This window comes from Pseudomonas sp. HOU2, assembly GCF_040729435.1.
Classification (GTDB): domain Bacteria; phylum Pseudomonadota; class Gammaproteobacteria; order Pseudomonadales; family Pseudomonadaceae; genus Aquipseudomonas.
Genome location: NZ_CP160398.1, coordinates 1,438,678 through 1,456,350, shown reverse-complemented (window position 1 = coordinate 1,456,350; position 17,673 = coordinate 1,438,678). Strand labels below are relative to the sequence as shown.

Below are 17,673 nucleotides of genomic sequence, written 5' to 3'. Positions count from 1 at the left end.
TATTCTTCGCCCTCATCTACAGGAATTAAAATGAGCGAAAGCTTTGCGGAACTCTTTGAAGAAAGCCTAAAGACCCTGAACCTTCAGGCAGGCTCCATCATCACCGGTGTTATCGTTGATATCGATTACCAGGCTCGCTGGGTAACCGTTCACGCTGGCCTGAAGTCTGAAGCACTCATCCCGCTGGAACAGTTCTACAACGATGCTGGTGACCTGACTATCAATGTCGGTGACGAAGTTCACGTAGCTCTGGATTCGGTTGAAGACGGTTTCGGTGAAACCAAGCTGTCCCGTGAAAAAGCCAAGCGCGCTGAATGCTGGATCGTTCTGGAAGCAGCCTTCGCAGCTGAGGAAGTGGTCAAGGGCGTTATTAACGGTAAGGTTAAAGGCGGCTTCACTGTCGACGTTAACGGCATCCGTGCGTTCCTGCCAGGTTCCCTGGTTGACGTCCGTCCAGTGCGCGACACCACGCACCTGGAAGGCAAAGAGCTGGAATTCAAGGTCATCAAGCTGGACCAGAAGCGCAACAACGTTGTCGTTTCCCGTCGCAGCGTCCTGGAAGCCGAGAACTCCGCCGAGCGTGAAGCTCTGCTGGAATCCCTGCAGGAAGGCCAGCAAGTCAAAGGTATCGTCAAAAACCTCACCGATTACGGCGCATTCGTCGATCTGGGTGGCGTGGACGGCCTGCTGCACATCACCGACATGGCCTGGAAGCGCATCAAGCATCCTTCCGAGATCGTCAACGTTGGTGACGAAATCGACGTCAAGGTTCTGAAATACGATCGCGAGCGTAACCGTGTTTCCCTGGGCCTGAAGCAACTGGGCGAAGATCCATGGGTTGCTATCAAAGCCCGTTACCCAGAAAGCACTCGCGTTACCGCTCGTGTAACCAACCTGACCGACTACGGCTGCTTCGCTGAGCTGGAAGAAGGCGTTGAAGGTCTGGTACACGTTTCGGAAATGGACTGGACCAACAAGAACATCCACCCTTCGAAAGTCGTACAAGTCGGCGACGAAGTGGAAGTCATGGTTCTGGACATCGACGAAGAGCGTCGTCGTATCTCCCTGGGCATCAAGCAGTGCAAGTCGAACCCATGGGAAGACTTCTCTGGCCAGTTCAACAAGGGCGACAAGATCTCCGGCACCATCAAGTCGATCACCGATTTCGGTATCTTCATTGGTCTGGACGGCGGCATCGACGGTCTGGTTCACCTGTCCGACATCTCCTGGAACGAAGTGGGCGAAGAAGCCGTACGTCGTTTCAAGAAGGGCGACGAGCTGGACACCGTCATCCTGTCGGTTGACCCAGAGCGCGAGCGCATCTCCCTGGGCATCAAGCAACTGGAAAGCGATCCGTTCTCCGAGTACGTCTCGGTTAACGACAAAGGCGCTATCGTTACTGGCACCGTGAAAGAAGTTGACGCCAAAGGCGCCATCATCGTTCTGGCTGACGACATCGAAGCGACCCTGAAAGCCTCCGAAATCAGCCGTGACCGCGTTGAAGACGCGCGCAACGTTCTGAAAGAAGGCCAGGAAGTTGAAGCCAAGATCATCAGCGTTGATCGCAAGAGCCGCGTAATCCAGCTCTCGATCAAGTCGAAAGACGATGCTGAAGAGAAAGAAGCCATCCAGAGCCTGAAAGCAGCTCCGGAAGGTGAAGCAGCTGACACCACTATGGCGGCACTGCTGCGTCAAGCAATGGCCAAACAGAACTAAGTTCTGCTTGATCATGAAAAAGGGCGACTTCGGTCGCCCTTTTTTGTGCCTGCGATTTGATGAGGTGTGCCGCGGTTTGCGTATGTCGGGGCTGTGGTGAAACCAATCTCTTCAGCGAGTTGTCTGTTTCTTTAATCGGATCAATCGCCTATTCGCGACTAAGCTGGGTATTACTCGTGCGGTAGTCGGGCGTTGCCTGGCATAAGGAAGTGGATGAACAGGTTTATTGTGTTGATTGTAGTGTTGGTTTTGGCTGGATGTACCACAAGTGCCAAAACGCATGCCGTGCGCGGCGTCAGCGGTATCGAGATCGACTGCTCTGGTCTGGGTTCGGGGTGGGAGAAGTGCCAAAGACGCGCGGCGAAGGAGTGTAAGGGGGCGGGTTACAGGGTAATCACCCGATCTGACCAAGCCAGGGATGAAGATGAATATCCGTTTGGCTTCAATCCCGCAGGCTACGTCACTCGAACCATGCTGGTCATGTGCCGTTGAATGTGCGCGGCTTCGGTTTGTGCTTTTGTGCACTGAAAACAGGCGTTTCGGCGCCAAGGAAGATATGTCAATCCCTGGGCTGTTCAAAATCTTCCGGGCGTGCTAAAACCTTTCAAGCGCTGATCTAGCTGCTTGAAAAAGAAGGGAAAAATATGACGAAGTCGGAGTTGATCGAACGAATTGTCACCCATCAAGGGCTACTCTCATCCAAGGATGTGGAGCTGGCCATCAAGACCATGCTTGAACAAATGTCCCAGTGCCTGGCTACCGGCGATCGCATCGAGATCCGTGGGTTTGGCAGCTTCTCTCTGCACTACCGTGCGCCGCGCGTCGGTCGCAATCCGAAGACCGGTCAGTCGGTCAGCCTTGACGGCAAGTTTGTTCCGCATTTCAAGCCGGGCAAGGAATTGCGTGATCGGGTAAACGAGGAAGAGGAGGAGGGGGTTTGACAGTCGCTATTTCTCAAGGAGTCAATCATGCGTAACCTCAAGCGCATGCTTCTTGGCGTTTTCATTTTATTGTTGGTATTGGTGATTCTGGCGTTCGTGCTCGAGAATCAGCAATCCACCTCGTTGATGTTTCTCGGTTTGGCTGGGCCACAACTTCCACTATCGTTGGTGGTGGTGTGCGCATTGCTCGTTGGCATGCTGATTGGTCCGATCCTTGGGTGGTTTCTGGGGCGTTCGTCCAGAGCTGCACGAAAGCGCCTTGTCTGAGTTTGATGGTTGCAGCGCGCCTATCAAATTTGGGTCGTCGCTTGTCCATATCCATTAGTAAAACGTTCATTAAGCTGTAAAATGCAACCCTTGTTCGATAGTGGTCTATTTCCACGTCGATTCAGACTGACTCTGACGGAAGCCCTGAGGTTGGTGGCTTCCGCATTCATGGATTAGACAGCGCCCTTATATGGCCTGTCCGCAGCTCAAGGGTATGCTTTCGCGTGAAAATTCTAGTTACCGGCGGCGCCGGGTTCATCGGCTCGGCAGTCATCCGTCACATCATCTCCAACACCACCGACTCTGTCGTTAACGTTGATAAGCTGACCTACGCCGGTAACCTGGAGTCTTTGGCTGAGGTCAGTCATGACTCGCGATACGCTTTTGAGCGTGTTGATATTTGTGATCGTGATCAGATTGATCGTGTTCTGCGTGAGCATCAACCCGATGCGATTATGCATCTGGCCGCAGAATCTCATGTTGATCGATCTATTTCCGGGCCTTCCGAGTTCATCCAGACCAACATCATCGGCACTTACACATTGCTTGAGGCGGCTCGCCATTATTGGGCTGCACTGGATGATGCGCGTAAAGCCAGCTTCCGTTTCCATCACATTTCGACTGACGAAGTTTATGGTGATCTGGAAGGTCCGGAAGATCTGTTCACTGAAACTACACCTTATCAGCCTAGTTCCCCGTACTCGGCCAGCAAGGCCAGTTCCGATCACCTGGTTCGCGCATGGGCTCGCACCTACGGCTTGCCGACACTGGTGACAAACTGCTCGAACAATTACGGCCCTTGCCACTTTCCCGAGAAGTTGATCCCGTTGATCATTCTCAATGCACTGGAAGGCAAGCCATTGCCGGTCTATGGCAAAGGCAATCAGGTTCGCGACTGGTTGTATGTCGAAGACCATGCGCGTGCGCTGTACAAGGTTGTAACTGAAGGTGTCATTGGCGAGACCTACAATATTGGTGGTCACAACGAGAAGCAGAACATTGAGGTTGTCCATACTCTTTGCGCGCTGCTTGACGAGCTTCGTCCTGATTCCGCGCATCGCCCGCACGCAAGTCTGATTACTTATGTGCAGGATCGCCCTGGCCATGACCAGCGCTACGCGATCGATGCAAGCAAGATTCAACGTGAGCTTGGCTGGACGCCGGAAGAAACCTTCGAAACCGGTATTCGCAAGACTGTCGAGTGGTATTTGCAGAACACTGAGTGGGTTGCTCACGTGAAGAGCGGCAGCTATCAGCAGTGGATCGATCAAAACTACGCAGACCGTTCAAAAAAAGCATGAAAATCCTTCTACTTGGAAAAAACGGCCAGGTAGGCTGGGAGCTGCAACGCTCCCTGGCTCCTCTGGGCGAACTGGTTGCTCTGGATCGCCACCCGGCTGGCGGTCTGACTGGTGATCTGTCTGACCTTGACGCGCTGCGTAATACGATTCGTCAGGTCAAGCCCGACATCATTGTCAATGCGGCGGCTTACACTGCCGTTGATAAGGCCGAGTCCGAAATCGAGTTGGCTGATCGCGTGAACGGTCTCGCCATGAAGGTTATGGCGCAGGAAGCTGCGTCTTTGAACGCGTGGCTGATTCACTATTCCACCGACTATGTGTTCAGTGGTGAAGGCTTGGCTGCCTGGCGGGAGACCGACGCGGTATCGCCGGTCAATCACTATGGCGCCAGCAAGCTGGCAGGCGAACAGGCGATCGTCGCCTCGGGTTGCAGGCACCTGATTTTCCGTACAAGTTGGGTCTATGCAGCGCGTGGCAATAATTTCGCCAAGACCATGCTGCGTCTGGCCAAGGATCGCGAGACACTTGGTGTCATCGCCGACCAGATCGGTGCTCCAACAGGTGCTGACCTGATTGCTGACGTGACAGCATTGGCTATTCAGCGGGTTCTGCTCCGCCCTGAGTTGGCAGGTCTCTATCATTTGGCCGCTGCCGGCGAAATCTCATGGCACGGATATGCCTGTCATGTGATTGACCTTGCCAAGGCTAACGGTGAGGAGCTTGCCGTCAAGGCAATCAATCCAATAGATACCACCGCCTACCCGACTCCTGCGCGCCGCCCTCTGAATTCCCGACTGGATACTCAGAAACTGCGCGACAACTTTTCTCTACACTTGCCGGATTGGCAAAGTGGTGTAACCCGAATGATTATGGAAGTTCTGAATAAATGATCACGACAAATCGTAAAGGCATCATTCTCGCCGGCGGTTCCGGCACACGCCTGCATCCACTGACGCTCGGCGTTTCCAAGCAGATGCTGCCCATCTACGACAAGCCGATGATCTTTTATCCTTTGTCGGTGCTGATGCTGGCCGGCATGCGTGAAATCCTGATCATTTCCACGCCCGATGATTTGCCAAGCTTCCGCAAGTTGCTGGGAGACGGAAGTCTATACGGCATCAAGCTGACTTACGCAGAGCAGCCAAGCCCCGATGGTCTTGCTCAGGCGTTCATCATCGGTGAAGAGTTCATCGGTGATGATCCGTGCTGCCTGATTCTGGGCGACAATATTTTTCATGGTCAGCATTTCTCCGACAATCTGCGCTCAGCCTGCTCTCAGCAGGAGGGGGCCACAGTGTTTGGATATCATGTTTCTGATCCCGAGCGCTTCGGTGTCGTGGAGTTTGATGCGCAAGGTCGGGCGCTGAGCATTGAAGAGAAACCGGCCAAGCCCAAATCGAGCTATGCGGTTACCGGTTTGTATTTCTATGACAACAAGGTCGTCGAGATTGCCAAGGGAATCAAGCCTTCTCCGCGTGGTGAGCTTGAAATCACCGACGTAAATCGGGCCTATTTGAGCCAGGATTCCTTGAAGGTTGAGCTTCTTGGTCGCGGTTTCGCATGGTTGGATACAGGGACTCACGAGTCGCTGCTTGAGGCCAGTCACTTTGTGCATACGATTGAGCATCGGCAAGGTTTCAAGGTCGCATGCCTGGAAGAAATCGCCTACAACAATGGCTGGATTGATGCTGTCCAGCTCGCGCAACAGGCAGAGCGCTTGAAGAAAACCGGTTACGGGCAATATCTGCAGCAACTGTTGGAGACAGGTCATATCTGAATTTGCTCGTGAAAATTCAGTGCGCCCTTCTTTAGGGGTAATTCAGGGCTGGTATAGCGGTGAGACCCATTAAAGTTGCAATTTTGCTTGCTGCGTACAATGGCATGGCATGGATCGAAGAGCAGGTCGCTTCGATTCTTTGCCAGCAAGGGGTGGAGCTCAACCTCTTTATCAGTATCGACCCCTCAACGGATGGTACTGAAGCCTGGTGTGCAGATCTTGCCGCCCGACATGATTGTGTGACAGTGCTGCCTACCGGTGATCGGTATGGCGGCGCTGCATGTAATTTCTATCGCTTGGTTCGTGATGTCGATCTGACTGCGTTTGATTTCGTCGGGTTTTCCGATCAGGACGATATTTGGCTTCCTGAAAAACTGAAGCGCGCCACCGATATTCTTGCAACCGGCGAATACTCCGCTTATTCGAGCAATGTCACGGCCTTTTGGTCGGATGGGCGAACTGTTGTTTTGAATAAGGCGCAGCCACAGGTTGCCTGGGATCATATATTCGAGGCGGCAGGTCCAGGTTGTACCTATGTATTCAGTCGCGCATTGGCGCAACACCTGAAGCAATCAATGCAGGCCAACTGGCATTTGCTGCAGGGTGTCACTTTGCATGACTGGTTCTGTTACGCCTTTGCGCGTAGCCATGGATATCGCTGGTTCATAGATCCTTTGCCTTCTATGCGATATCGGCAGCACGAGCACAATCAGGTGGGCGCGAATACCGGAATTTCCAATCTGATTGCTCGATACAAAACGATCCATGATGGTTGGTGGTTTGATCAGGTGCGATTGATTGTGCGGTTGGTGGGGCTGGATTCGGATCCTTTTGTTAGGCGCTGGTCGAAGCTGGGGCGTTGGCAGTTACTCAAACTATCACTGAGTGCTGCAAGTTGTCGGCGACGATTGCGTGACAAAGTGTTGTTTTTCTTTACCTGTTGGTTAACTTCTCTGTTAGGAGGGAAGGCAAGATGACTTCCCGAAGAGTATTGGTTACAGGTGCTACCGGCTTTGTCGGTGAGGCGGTCGTTCTCCGATTATTGCTTGATCAAGTGCTGACCCCGGTAGCTGTCGTCAGAAGGGCATCGTGCTTGTCGGGATTGTGCCCCACGGTAATGTTCGATCTTGCCAGTTCGAATGAGCTGCCCGAGTTCGAGAATATAGATGCGGTGATTCACGCGGCCGCGCGCGTGCATGTCATGAAAGAGGCAGCACCAGATGCGCTCGCAGCCTTTAGAAAAGTAAACGTCGACGGTACTGTGAAGCTGGCGCGAAAAGCGGCGCAATCAGGGGTCAGACGCTTCATATTTATCAGTTCGATCAAGGTTAACGGTGAGGTGACGCTGCCAGGTCATCCGTTCAAGGCCGATGACATCCCGGCGCCTCTTGATGCGTACGGCATTTCAAAGCTCGAGGCGGAAGAGGCGCTGAAGAGTATCGGTAAAGAGACCGGGATGGAGGTTGTCATTATCAGGCCTCCGCTTGTCTATGGGCCGGGTGTAAAGGCAAATTTCTACCGGATGATGAGCGTGCTGACGAGGCGGTTGCCGTTGCCGATGGGCGCAATCAATAATCGTAGAAGTTTGGTGGGTATCAGTAATCTGGTGGATCTGATTGTCACCTGTGTTGATCACGTTGGTGCCAGGAATCAGACCTTCCTGGTCAGCGATGGCAGAGATTTGTCCACTAGCGAACTGTTGCGTTGCCTGCGAGAGACAATCGGTGGCAAGGCGTTGCTGATACCTTTTCCCGAAGTGGTGCTCAAGGCGGTTTTGAGATTGTGTGGAATGCACTCTGTCATACAGCGAGTTTGTGGTTCTTTGCAGGTTGACATTACGGCAACAAAGACAGCTCTCGGTTGGTCTGCGCCTTATTCTCCAGAGGTGGAGTTAAAGAGGACTGCACTAAAGTTTCTTGAGAATCAACAATAAATTATTATTGATATGGAGCTTTGGAAGTGCGGTTGGAATGTTGTTAGGTTGCAGGTGTTAGCAATAATTACTGGGGCTGTATCTTTTTTTTGTAGTGATGTATAATGGGGGGTATTTTTATATTTGTTTTTGTGCTTGAGAGTAGTGGATCCCGTTGAGTTTTGAGTCGAAATATTTCCTCTTGGGGTGCATTACCAATCTTACTTAAAGGATTAATGTGGTGGAGTTAAAGTGGAGTGGTTTTTGGAAGTTGTCATGGAAGTGCTGTTTTGCACATGGCTAACTAATCATTCGCTTTTCTCTAGTCAATGAGATGGATTTAAAATGAAGTTTGGTCAAGTGGATGATTCTGTGATTTTTATGAACGGTGTAGCAGAACATTTTGGGGCTTGCGAGTCGATCATTGTGGAAACTAACGTTAGGCAGTTACGCATCGTTTCAGATGGTGCAGGAAATCTCCCGAGCGATGCTGAGGTGTGCTGGTAATGGAAAAGTTTTCAATTTCGCCCCTGAATATGGTCAGTAGTTTCTGGAAAAATCGCGGACTTATCAAGGCTTTGGTCAAACGCGAAATTGTTGGGCGTTATCGCGGCTCCATGATGGGTATCCTGTGGTCATTCCTGATCCCGGTATTTATGTTGAGTGTGTATACACTGGTGTTTAGTGTTATTTTCAAGGCGCGCTGGGGTGGAGGAGGTGACTCTAAAGTCGAGTTCGCCCTGGTACTGTTTGCCGGTCTGCTGGTTTATAACTTTTTTGCTGAATGTATCAATAAATCACCGTTATTGATTACGAGTAATATAAATTATGTAAAGAAAGTTATTTTTCCTCTTGAGATTCTGCCTTGGGTCAGTATGGGGGCGGCTCTATTTCATGCGCTGATCAGTTTAAGTGTCTGGATTGCAGCCTATGCCTTGCTTTTTGGTATTCCTCATTTGACCGTATTTCTTATTCCTCTGGTTTTTTTGCCGCTCATATTGTTTGTGATGGGGTTTTCCTGGTTGCTCGCTGCGTCCGGGGTTTTTCTGCGTGATATATCGCAACTGATCGGCATTATTACAACGACGCTGATGTTTTTGTCGCCGATCTTCTATCCGGCAACGGCCATTCCCGAAGAATTCCGCGGCCTGCTTTTCATGAACCCTCTGACCCCAGTGATTGAGTTGGCGCGAGGCGTATTATTTTTTGGGCAAGGTATTGATTGGGGACTCTACTCAATCTGCATGGCGGTCTCCGTCGTCGTATGCTGGCTGGGTTTCGCCTGGTTCCAAAAAACAAGAAAGGGGTTTGCCGATGTCCTCTGATATCTCGATCAAAGTTGAGAACCTGAGCAAGTGCTATCACATTTACGACAAGCCCAGCGACCGCTTGCTTCAAATGCTTTCTCCTGTGAGAAAGCAGTATTACAAAGAATTTTGGGCGCTTCGCGATCTTTCGTTTGAGGTCAAGCGAGGAGAGTCGATTGGTATTCTCGGCCGAAACGGTTCGGGCAAATCAACGCTTTTGCAAATGATTTGCGGCACACTGAACCCGACCACCGGCAGCGTGCAGACATTTGGCAGGATTGCTGCGTTGCTTGAACTTGGCTCGGGGTTCAATCCAGATTTTACCGGTCGTGAGAATATTTTTCTGAATGGCACGATCCTCGGCCTGACCCAGAAAGAAATCGAAGACCGTTTTGACGCAATCGCTGCTTTCGCAGATATCGGTGATCATCTTAACCAGCCGGTTAAAACATATTCGAGCGGGATGCTGGTTCGTTTGGCGTTTGCCGTACAGGTCCAGGTCACTCCGGACATCCTTATCGTTGACGAGGCGCTCGCGGTTGGCGATGCGCTGTTTCAAAAGCGCTGCTTCCAGCAGATTGAAAAGCTGATTTCTGATGGCACCACGCTACTTTTCGTTTCCCACGATCAGGAAAGCGTTCGCACCCTGACTCACCGAGCTTTGCTTCTGCACAAAGGGGTGAGGAAGATGTGGGGTAAATCATCTGACGTCGTTCTGGAGTATCGTCGGATGCTTCATGAGGATGAACGCCAGAGCTTTCTTGAATACGGTGCAAAGCTGACGGCCAATGCGGCAGCCACTACAGCGGCTGTTAAAGAGGCAAAGGTCAAAGGTGTTGAACTTCCGGAGAAACATAACAAGATCAAGTCTTTTGGTGATCTGGAAGCTGAAATTCTGGGTGTGAAAATCCTCGATTCCAAAGGTGTTGAGGTCTCGCATTTTTATATTGGCGAGCGCCTCACGATCAAGGTCTCGCTGCGGGCGAACGTTGATCTGAATAATGTAAACGTTGCATTTCGTATTCGAAACAAGGAAGGCGTCAAGATTACTTCATGGGGCACATTGAATCATGATATGCGTGCATCACTGAAGAATGCTGACGCGTCTGAAATTATTTGGTTGAAGAACTTCAGCGCAGGTACGGAGTTTGCGGTGGAGTTTAATGCTGCCTGCACGCTTGGTGCAAACCTCTACGAGGTACAGGCGACGGTGACTCGTGAGCATGATATGTATTATGGGTCGCAGCAGATATTGCATTGGATGGACGAAGCTGCCTTCTTTACTGTGGCAATCAAACAGCAAGAACATGTTGTTGGCGGCATTTGCGATTTGGGTTTTGAACAAAAACTTATAGAGCATTCAGCATGAAAGTTGCCATCTTCAATGACACCAGCAGCTATCACCATATAGGTTGCCTTGCCGTGTCGGATGCTCACGACAGAATGCTCTCGGAAGTGGGGGCAGTGGTCGAATATCGACACTTCGTCAATGAGTTTCATGATTTGTGGCAGGGTGACGAAAAATCAACCCGTGATTTTCTTGCAAATGGTGCCCTGGCTGCAGAAATTTCTGCAGTGGATGCTGTGGTGGTCAATGGTGAAGGCACGATCCATCACGGATCAGGCCTTCATTTGCTTGCCATCCTCGCCTATGCTCAAGAGCTGGGCAAGCGCACCGTTTTGGTGAATGCGGTCTTGCAGGATGTACCTGTTTATCTCGATGTCCTGGCAAAGCTTGATGACTTGACCGTCAGAGAGGTGAACTCATTCAGATACTTGTCTAGCCTGGGCATTGACTCGCGAATTGTATCCGATTCGATTGTTGGAGCACGGTTCAACCCTGGTGTTGACGAAAACTATCGTGACAAGGTCATTATCACCGACTGTCATTTGTCTCGAGAGGATGTAAGGCAGGTTCTGGAAAGAGCCAACGTCGAATTTTCTGCTGATTGTGTTTACTTTCCGCTTGAATATGAAAACAGTGTAAATGACTGGCGTGATACTTTAAGAAAGTTTCGCGCAGCGAAGCTTGTTATTACAGGTCGCCACCACGCCGTCTATCTGGCTTTACTCGCGAACACTCCATTTATCGCCCTGCCTTCCAATACCTGGAAGATTGAGGGCACGTTGGAGCAGTTGGGCGGGTTGTTCGCAATGTGGGCCGGAGAGGATATCGTCCACATGGCTCACCGTGCCATGGAGAATCCCGAGGCATACAAATCGGTATTCGCGCACAAATTGCTTGCCAATCCATTGAGCACTTTTGTGAACCTGCGTGACAGTGGCGTTCCTAAGTCTCTGCTGGATATCGAAGCCTATAAGGAATTGGCAACGAAGTATTTTTCGCCTCTGTCAGACGTTCTGTTTTTAGGTTCGAATGCAAGTCTGCGTTTGTTTAAAAACCACTCGATTGCACGAAACTTCGTATTCAGTGAGATCCCTCTCTCGGTATTGACCGATGGCGCCATTGATACAGTTGCTCTAAAAGGCGTTGTTCCCGAGTCAAGTCGTGACATCGATACGATCGTTTGCATCGATGCTGTTGTGGATTCGGCAGGACTTACGCTTCTCACTGCTCTTGCAGTGGAGAAGCTACGGCCAGGTGGTCGTCTTCTGGTTCGGTGTTCGAACGATTCGTGTGCTGACGGGGATATTTCCCCCGAGAATAAATCAGCTCTTGAGGCCAACGGGCTGCTTTTTGAATCAAGTCTGAGCATTGCTGCACTTGAGGCGCAGACAGCTGAGAGTAACTGGATTCTCTCGTTTTTCAGAAGTCCCCTCGTAAAGTATTCTGCGCCGTATGAAGAGAGAAACTTGCCGAAATTTAATGGCAAGACTCACCTTGTTGATTTCGCTCGGTATTACGAAAATCCGTGGATTGTCCATTCCGTGGTGGAAATTCCATGGAGGATAAAGAATGCTGAGCAACTGTTCAAATTATCGGAACAGATACTCTCATGTTCGAGTGATGCCAGCGCGGATCAAGGTGCAGCATTGGCAATTCTTGGGTGGAGATACTTCGAGGCAGATTCAGCAGTAGACCTGTTGGATTGGAGTAACGCGGTTGATGTATATCTGAAAAATGATCAGTCGGATAATCCACATGTTCGCAGGTGGTGTGTTTCGTTAAATTATCTTCAAGCTCGATTTTGCCACCGAGCGAATTTTCAACAGCGAGCGCTGCAATATTACAAAAGTGTTGTGAATAGCCAGATTTCCAGTATTACGCCGACACTTGGAACAAAGCAGGTCAGTGCGGCCTATCATGCCGGTATGATTCACTGGAATGCTAGTGAGCGTGAACAAGCGATCAGCATGTGGAAACAGGGAGTCAAGCTCGCGTTTGAGTGTTTGAACTCTGATATGTTGGAGTTTGTTGGCAATATCGATCAGCCTTTTATGTTCTCGTTGAATGATTCTGTAGAAATCATCGATGGTGCCGTTCAGTGTGCTTCGGCATTGAATATTTCATCGAAGACATCTGTAGCTTCCGAAGGTTTTATTCTGTCGGCGTTGGACGAAGTTGCACGAAATGCATTGCGTAGTGCATTCAATAGAGTTTCGCTGGAATTACAAGAGTGCAGCGCTGAAAAGGTCTCTCTCCACGCTCGCCTCAACGAAACGCTGACGGCTAAGAAGTACGCTGAGAATCTGGCGTTCGGACGCCTGGATGAGATAAACAGCCTATGTTCTGAAATTCAAAAGGTTCAGGATCAGTTAAAGCTTACGGAAGACGCCAAGAGCTACGCAGAATCGTTGGCGATCTCCCGCTTGGCTCAGCTGGATGCATTAAACGCCAACGTCAGCTCAATGGATAGAATCCATTTCCTTAGCACGGTAAATGATGATCTGAGAAAGCAGTTGAGTCTGATTGAAAGCGCGAAAGACGAATCTGACGCTCTGGCCGTTTCCCGCTTGGGCGAGCTTGATGCACTCAATGTAAAAAGTGTAGAGCAGTCCAAAAAACTTGGTGAAGAGCTTCGTGCACTGACAGAGAAGTTGCAACTGACAGAAAATGCCAAGGCTTATGCTGAATCGTTGGCCATTTCTCGATTGGATGAACTCAATGCACTCAAGGAGAATACTGAAAAGCAGGATCAGATTGTTGGGCTCTATGCAGAGAATCAAGCTTTAAGGGAAAGGCTACAACTTACAGAAGATGCCAAGGCTTTTGCGGAGGAATTGGCAATTTCTCGTTTGGCTGAGCTCGATGCTATTAAAAAAAGTGAAGGGAATTGATAGTGGAAAAGCTACATTGGTCCGTTGATTCGTTAGTACTGCGGAACCAGACTTATTTTGGATTTGGCTGGGCTTTTCACGAAGAGAAGGTGATCGTAGGCGTTAAACTGGCGGTCAAGACCAAAAATGGCTCTTTTCAAGCAATTCCGGCTAGCTACGGGAATCCGAGGGAAGATGTCTCCTCTCATTTTTCCGGCAAGCAAAATGCCTTGCATTCCGGTTTTGTTATGTACGGTAGTTGTAAAGCCGATGCCGAAAATGGGGATAACTTATTTCTTTTGATTGAGTTTGCCGATGGTGCTTCGGTAGAGCTTCCTGTCTCGGTTTCCTCACTAATTTCTTTAGAGAAAACGTCAGCCAATGCGTTGCCATTGGCGAAGCAGTTTTGGGCGTTTTTCAAGCGTGGCTTGTCGTTGATCAGGCAGTTGAAGTTTAAATTGTTGGTCGAGAAAATCCAGCGATATACTCGTAACCGTCCTTCGGGTTCGTTAAATGATGTGTCGAACGCACGCGATCAGTTGGGTGTTACGGGCTCGCAATCCTCGGTCCTGATTATTGATCATGATCTGGGTGGCGGTGCCAACCATTATCGCGAACGCCTGGTCGCAGAAAAAATTCAGGAAGGGAAAGTTGTTTATATTTTCAGCTTCCATATTGCCACATTGTCTTATGTCCTCATGGTCAGGAAAGGCGCGACGAGTGAGACATTGTCGATTCCCGGCTACGAGTTTCTGATCGAGCTGTGCAAGTCGCTGAAGATTGACGAGATCGTCTACAATACGGGCGTTTCATTTGCACGCTCGGAAGAGATCCCTCAACTTATTATTGAACTGAAAAAAGAGCTCAATTCAAAGTTGCTGTTGCTGGTCCACGATTTTTTCATGGTGTGTCCTTCACACTTCCTGATCGATGACACCAACAAGTATTGTGGTATTCCCGACCTTAGCAAGTGCCAGTCGTGCTTGTTGAATAACCACAACGGTTTTACTTCGCTGTTCAGTGCTCGAGATATGCATCAGTGGCGAGCGCTGTGGGGAACTGTCCTCAGTGTTGCGGATGAGGTGCGTACCTTCTCCACCAACACGCTGGAACTGCTGTGCAAGGCTTATCCATCTATTGATTTGTCGCGCGCCGTGGTCAAGCCGCATGTGGTTGAATACATCGATTTTGGCGCAGTGAAACCTTCCCAGACCTCCGAACTCAGAATCGGGGTGGTGGGGCAGATCGGGCTCCATAAAGGGGCTCAGATTGTCCAGCGTTTGTCTGAAGAGATCATGAGTCAGCAGCTTGACATCAAGATTGTCATCATCGGTTCGATCGAGACGCAGTGTGATGCGTCGGTGGTTACACAAACCGGCCACTACAAGCATGACGATCTGGCAAAATTGATCGAATCCTCGGGCGTGAATGTCATGCTGTTCCCGTCCATTTGGCCAGAAACGTTCTCTTACGTCGTCCAAGAGTTGATGGAAATGAAATTGCCCGTAGCCAGTTTTGATCTAGGGGCACCCGCAGAACGTCTTGCCAGCTATCAAAAAGCGCTCATACTCAAGAACTTCGACGTGCCGTCAGTTCTGAGTGAGCTGGTAATGTTTCATAAAAGAATTTATTCGGTTTAGGAGTATTGGAAATGACTCAAGTGCACGTTTTCACCAGCGCAGCATTCAACTACATTCCGAAAGTGAGGATGTTGTTCAATTCGCTGCGTGAGCACCATCCAGAATGGCGCCTGCATTTGGCTCTGGCTGATGAGTTGCGTGACAATATTGACCTGAGCAGCGAGCCTTTCGACGAGGTCATTCCTCTCAGCGAATTGAATATTCCACACTGGAAAGCCTGGGCGTTCTGCCACACCATCGTTGAGCTTGCCACTGCCATCAAGCCATTCACGTTGTCACGACTGCTTGCGTTGCCGGATACCGCCAAAGTTATCTATCTGGATCCGGACACCGTCGCCTTCTCGCGCCTGGATGACATCGTTGCTGCACTTGATGAATCCAACGTCGTGTTGACGCCACACCAGATTACACCTGAGTCCAGCCTTGCGGCAGTGATGGACAACGAAATCTGCAGCCTGAAGCACGGTGTCTATAACCTGGGTTTCGCCGCCGTTGCAGCAACAGATACCGGTAAGGCCTTCGCCAACTGGTGGGGTGAGCGGATTTACCACTTCTGCCGTGCCGACATTCCGAATGGCCTGTTTACCGACCAAAAGTGGATCGACCTGGTACCTGCGCTGTTTGAAGGTGTCGCGATCATGCGTACACCTCGCCATAACGTCGCACCATGGAACCTGACCACTCGTGAAATCACTATTGATGACAACGGGACTTACCTGGTGAACGGCGAGCCTTTGGGCTTTTATCACTTCACCGGTTTTGACAGCGGTGCTCACCGCGTCATGGCGGCGAAAAATGGCGGTACCAACTCGGCAGTCAGCAAGCTGGTTAACTGGTACGACGATGAAACCAAGAAGCTGGCGGAAGATCCGCTTGCCAAAGAAGTGTGGGCCTACGGTCAATACTCTGATGGCACTCCGATCAGCAAGGGCGCCCGCGCTGTTTATCGTGAGCGTATCGACTTGCAGCGTGCGTTCCCGGAACCGTTCGATGCCACCGGTTACAAGGCTTGGTGGGAAACTCAAGGTAAGGTCGAATACCCGCAGTTCCACGACAAGAAGCAAGAAGCGGCAGCGTTGCTCGAGTTCTCGCGAGTGCTGACCCCAGGTTTTCGTGGTGGCATGGAAACCGTGGACTGGTCGCGCCTGGGTGGCCTGCTGAAGCAATCCATCATGAATCCGAGAACCGGTGGCGAGATGGCGAAGAAGGGCTGGGAAGTCCTGCGCAACCAGGGGCTTCGGGGTTTGAAGAACAAGCTCTTGGGTTAATGTTGCACATCGGCTAGCCCGTCATGCGGGCTGGCCGATTTTTTTATTGTCCTGTGTCCTGAGAATGGAATGAAGTCAGACGCACAGGGTAGTTCGACTCACACTGGCTTGATATTGCGATTATGACTACGGAAATTTTACAGCAGCGTCGATCTTTGCACTTTCCCTTGATCGATTTGTTAAGGGGATTTGCAGCTATATCTGTAGTGATTTATCACATCATCGAACACTTCTCATGGAAGGCGTTTCCAGCTGAAGGTATTTTGAGCTGGTTTCGAATTGGCTGGATGGGAGTTGACCTTTTTTTTGTAATTTCGGGTCTGGTGATCGGCCTCGCAGCGTTTTCAGGCATTGATAAGTTCGGTGCGCAAGGGTTTCGCGCGGATTTCATCCGGCGTCGTATCGCCCGGATCGTGCCACTTCATTACCTGACCATGCTCGTTTTCATCGCTTTCATTATGCCTGAGGTCATGTTTCAGGGATTTTGGGCAAATCTGCTGACGCATTTGTTTTTCCTGCACAACCTCTTTCCCGCCTTTCACGGTGCAATAAACGGCAGCAACTGGTCGCTGGGGACCGAGATGCAGTTTTACGCACTGATGGTGGTGGTTTCCCCGTGGCTGTACGTCGCTCGCATCTGGAAAGTGCTGTTTGCGTTTTTGATGGTGGCCTGGGCATGGCGGTTGGGGACGGTCTGGTTTGTTGAGCCTGATGCAATGGGACCCTTCAAGATCTTTCTGGTCTCGACACAGTTGCCGGGGATGCTGGATGAGTTCGCCATCGGTATTGTGATGGCAAAGTTGTTTCGCAGTGACTTGGGGCACAGGATTTTTGACTACTGTCAGAAGCTGCCTGTTGCCCTGGGCGTATGTGCCGTCGCCGCCGCAGTGTTTTATTTGATGCTTTCCATCTATTGGAGACACGCCAGTTTCTGGGACATCCCGGTGATGGTCGTGTTGTTCCGAACCTTCATTGCGGTGTCATTTGGCATGATCATTTTTGCTGCCTGCGTGATTACCCCAAGCGTCCAGGTCAAGCGCCTGTTGTGGCCGCTCACTTATCTGGGAGAGATCTCCTTCGGCATCTACCTCTGGCACCTTCCTGTGCTGCTTTCGCTCAAGCGTCTGAATTGGCTGAGCTTTGAACAAATTGTAGTGCTGGCTCTGGTGTTGACCATTACGCTGGCGTCCGTGTCCTGGCATTTCTTTGAGCGTCCACTGATGCAGAAATATGCCCGTTCGACTAAGAAAGTGTCGGTTCAGGAGTCTGTGCCGCAAGTGGAAAAAGCCGCTGTATAGGGGGCTAAAGATAAATGTGTTTCCAGTA

General features: G+C 50.5%; 15 protein-coding genes. All 15 read left to right on the top strand.

From position 1 onward, the window contains the following. The first annotated feature begins 30 nt into the window (after positions 1-30). The 15 genes from rpsA to ABV589_RS06400 all read left to right on the top strand — a co-directional run bounded on the left by rpsA (position 31) and on the right by ABV589_RS06400 (position 17,645). Positions 31-1,716 carry a 30S ribosomal protein S1 gene (gene rpsA / locus ABV589_RS06470; RefSeq protein WP_007963626.1) on the top strand — a complete coding sequence of 562 codons (1,686 nt, stop codon included), beginning with the start codon at positions 31-33 and terminating at the stop codon, positions 1,714-1,716. Positions 1,717-1,929: 213 nt separating this feature from the next. Then, a complete protein-coding gene (locus ABV589_RS06465) occupies positions 1,930-2,208 on the top strand; it encodes a hypothetical protein (protein WP_367085311.1) in 279 nt (92 codons plus the stop codon). A 152-nt stretch (positions 2,209-2,360) separates the two neighbouring features. Continuing rightward, complete coding sequence (ihfB, locus tag ABV589_RS06460) at positions 2,361-2,657, top strand: integration host factor subunit beta (protein WP_003189779.1); 297 nt, start codon at positions 2,361-2,363, stop codon at positions 2,655-2,657. Positions 2,658-2,684: 27 nt separating this feature from the next. Continuing rightward, on the top strand, positions 2,685-2,924 hold the full coding sequence (locus ABV589_RS06455; RefSeq protein ID WP_367085310.1) for a LapA family protein: 240 nt from the start codon (positions 2,685-2,687) through the stop codon (positions 2,922-2,924). Positions 2,925-3,148: 224 nt separating this feature from the next. Continuing rightward, on the top strand, positions 3,149-4,225 hold the full coding sequence (gene rfbB / locus ABV589_RS06450; protein ID WP_367085309.1) for a dTDP-glucose 4,6-dehydratase: 1,077 nt from the start codon (positions 3,149-3,151) through the stop codon (positions 4,223-4,225). Beyond that, positions 4,222-5,115: a dTDP-4-dehydrorhamnose reductase gene (rfbD, locus tag ABV589_RS06445; protein WP_367085308.1), complete on the top strand. Its 894-nt coding sequence runs from the start codon at positions 4,222-4,224 to the stop codon at positions 5,113-5,115. Before rfbB ends, rfbD begins: the two co-directional genes overlap by 4 nt. Further along, positions 5,112-6,002, top strand: coding sequence for a glucose-1-phosphate thymidylyltransferase RfbA (gene rfbA, locus ABV589_RS06440; protein WP_367085307.1), 891 nt, complete (start codon positions 5,112-5,114; stop codon positions 6,000-6,002). Before rfbD ends, rfbA begins: the two co-directional genes overlap by 4 nt. Positions 6,003-6,055: 53 nt before the next feature. Then, complete coding sequence (locus ABV589_RS06435) at positions 6,056-6,979, top strand: glycosyltransferase (protein ID WP_367086175.1); 924 nt, start codon at positions 6,056-6,058, stop codon at positions 6,977-6,979. After that, positions 6,976-7,935 (top strand): SDR family oxidoreductase, encoded by a 960-nt coding sequence (locus ABV589_RS06430; RefSeq protein ID WP_367085306.1) that lies wholly within the window; start codon positions 6,976-6,978, stop codon positions 7,933-7,935. Before ABV589_RS06435 ends, ABV589_RS06430 begins: the two co-directional genes overlap by 4 nt. Before the next feature lie 485 nt (positions 7,936-8,420). Beyond that, positions 8,421-9,239: an ABC transporter permease gene (locus ABV589_RS06425; RefSeq protein WP_367085305.1), complete on the top strand. Its 819-nt coding sequence runs from the start codon at positions 8,421-8,423 to the stop codon at positions 9,237-9,239. Then, positions 9,229-10,590, top strand: a complete 1,362-nt coding sequence (locus ABV589_RS06420; RefSeq protein ID WP_367085304.1) for an ABC transporter ATP-binding protein — start codon at positions 9,229-9,231, stop codon at positions 10,588-10,590. Before ABV589_RS06425 ends, ABV589_RS06420 begins: the two co-directional genes overlap by 11 nt. Further along, on the top strand, positions 10,587-13,460 hold the full coding sequence (locus ABV589_RS06415; protein ID WP_367085303.1) for a polysaccharide pyruvyl transferase family protein: 2,874 nt from the start codon (positions 10,587-10,589) through the stop codon (positions 13,458-13,460). Before ABV589_RS06420 ends, ABV589_RS06415 begins: the two co-directional genes overlap by 4 nt. Positions 13,461-13,462: 2 nt before the next feature. Then, entirely contained in the window at positions 13,463-15,079 is a 1,617-nt protein-coding gene (locus tag ABV589_RS06410) for a glycosyltransferase (protein ID WP_367085302.1), read from the top strand. A gap of 11 nt (positions 15,080-15,090) precedes the next feature. Next, the gene (locus tag ABV589_RS06405) at positions 15,091-16,347 is read left to right on the top strand and encodes a glycosyl transferase (RefSeq protein WP_367085301.1); all 1,257 of its coding nucleotides are present in this window, start codon (positions 15,091-15,093) and stop codon (positions 16,345-16,347) included. 122 nt (positions 16,348-16,469) lie between these two features. Beyond that, positions 16,470-17,645: an acyltransferase gene (locus ABV589_RS06400; protein ID WP_367085300.1), complete on the top strand. Its 1,176-nt coding sequence runs from the start codon at positions 16,470-16,472 to the stop codon at positions 17,643-17,645. Positions 17,646-17,673 lie beyond the last annotated feature (28 nt).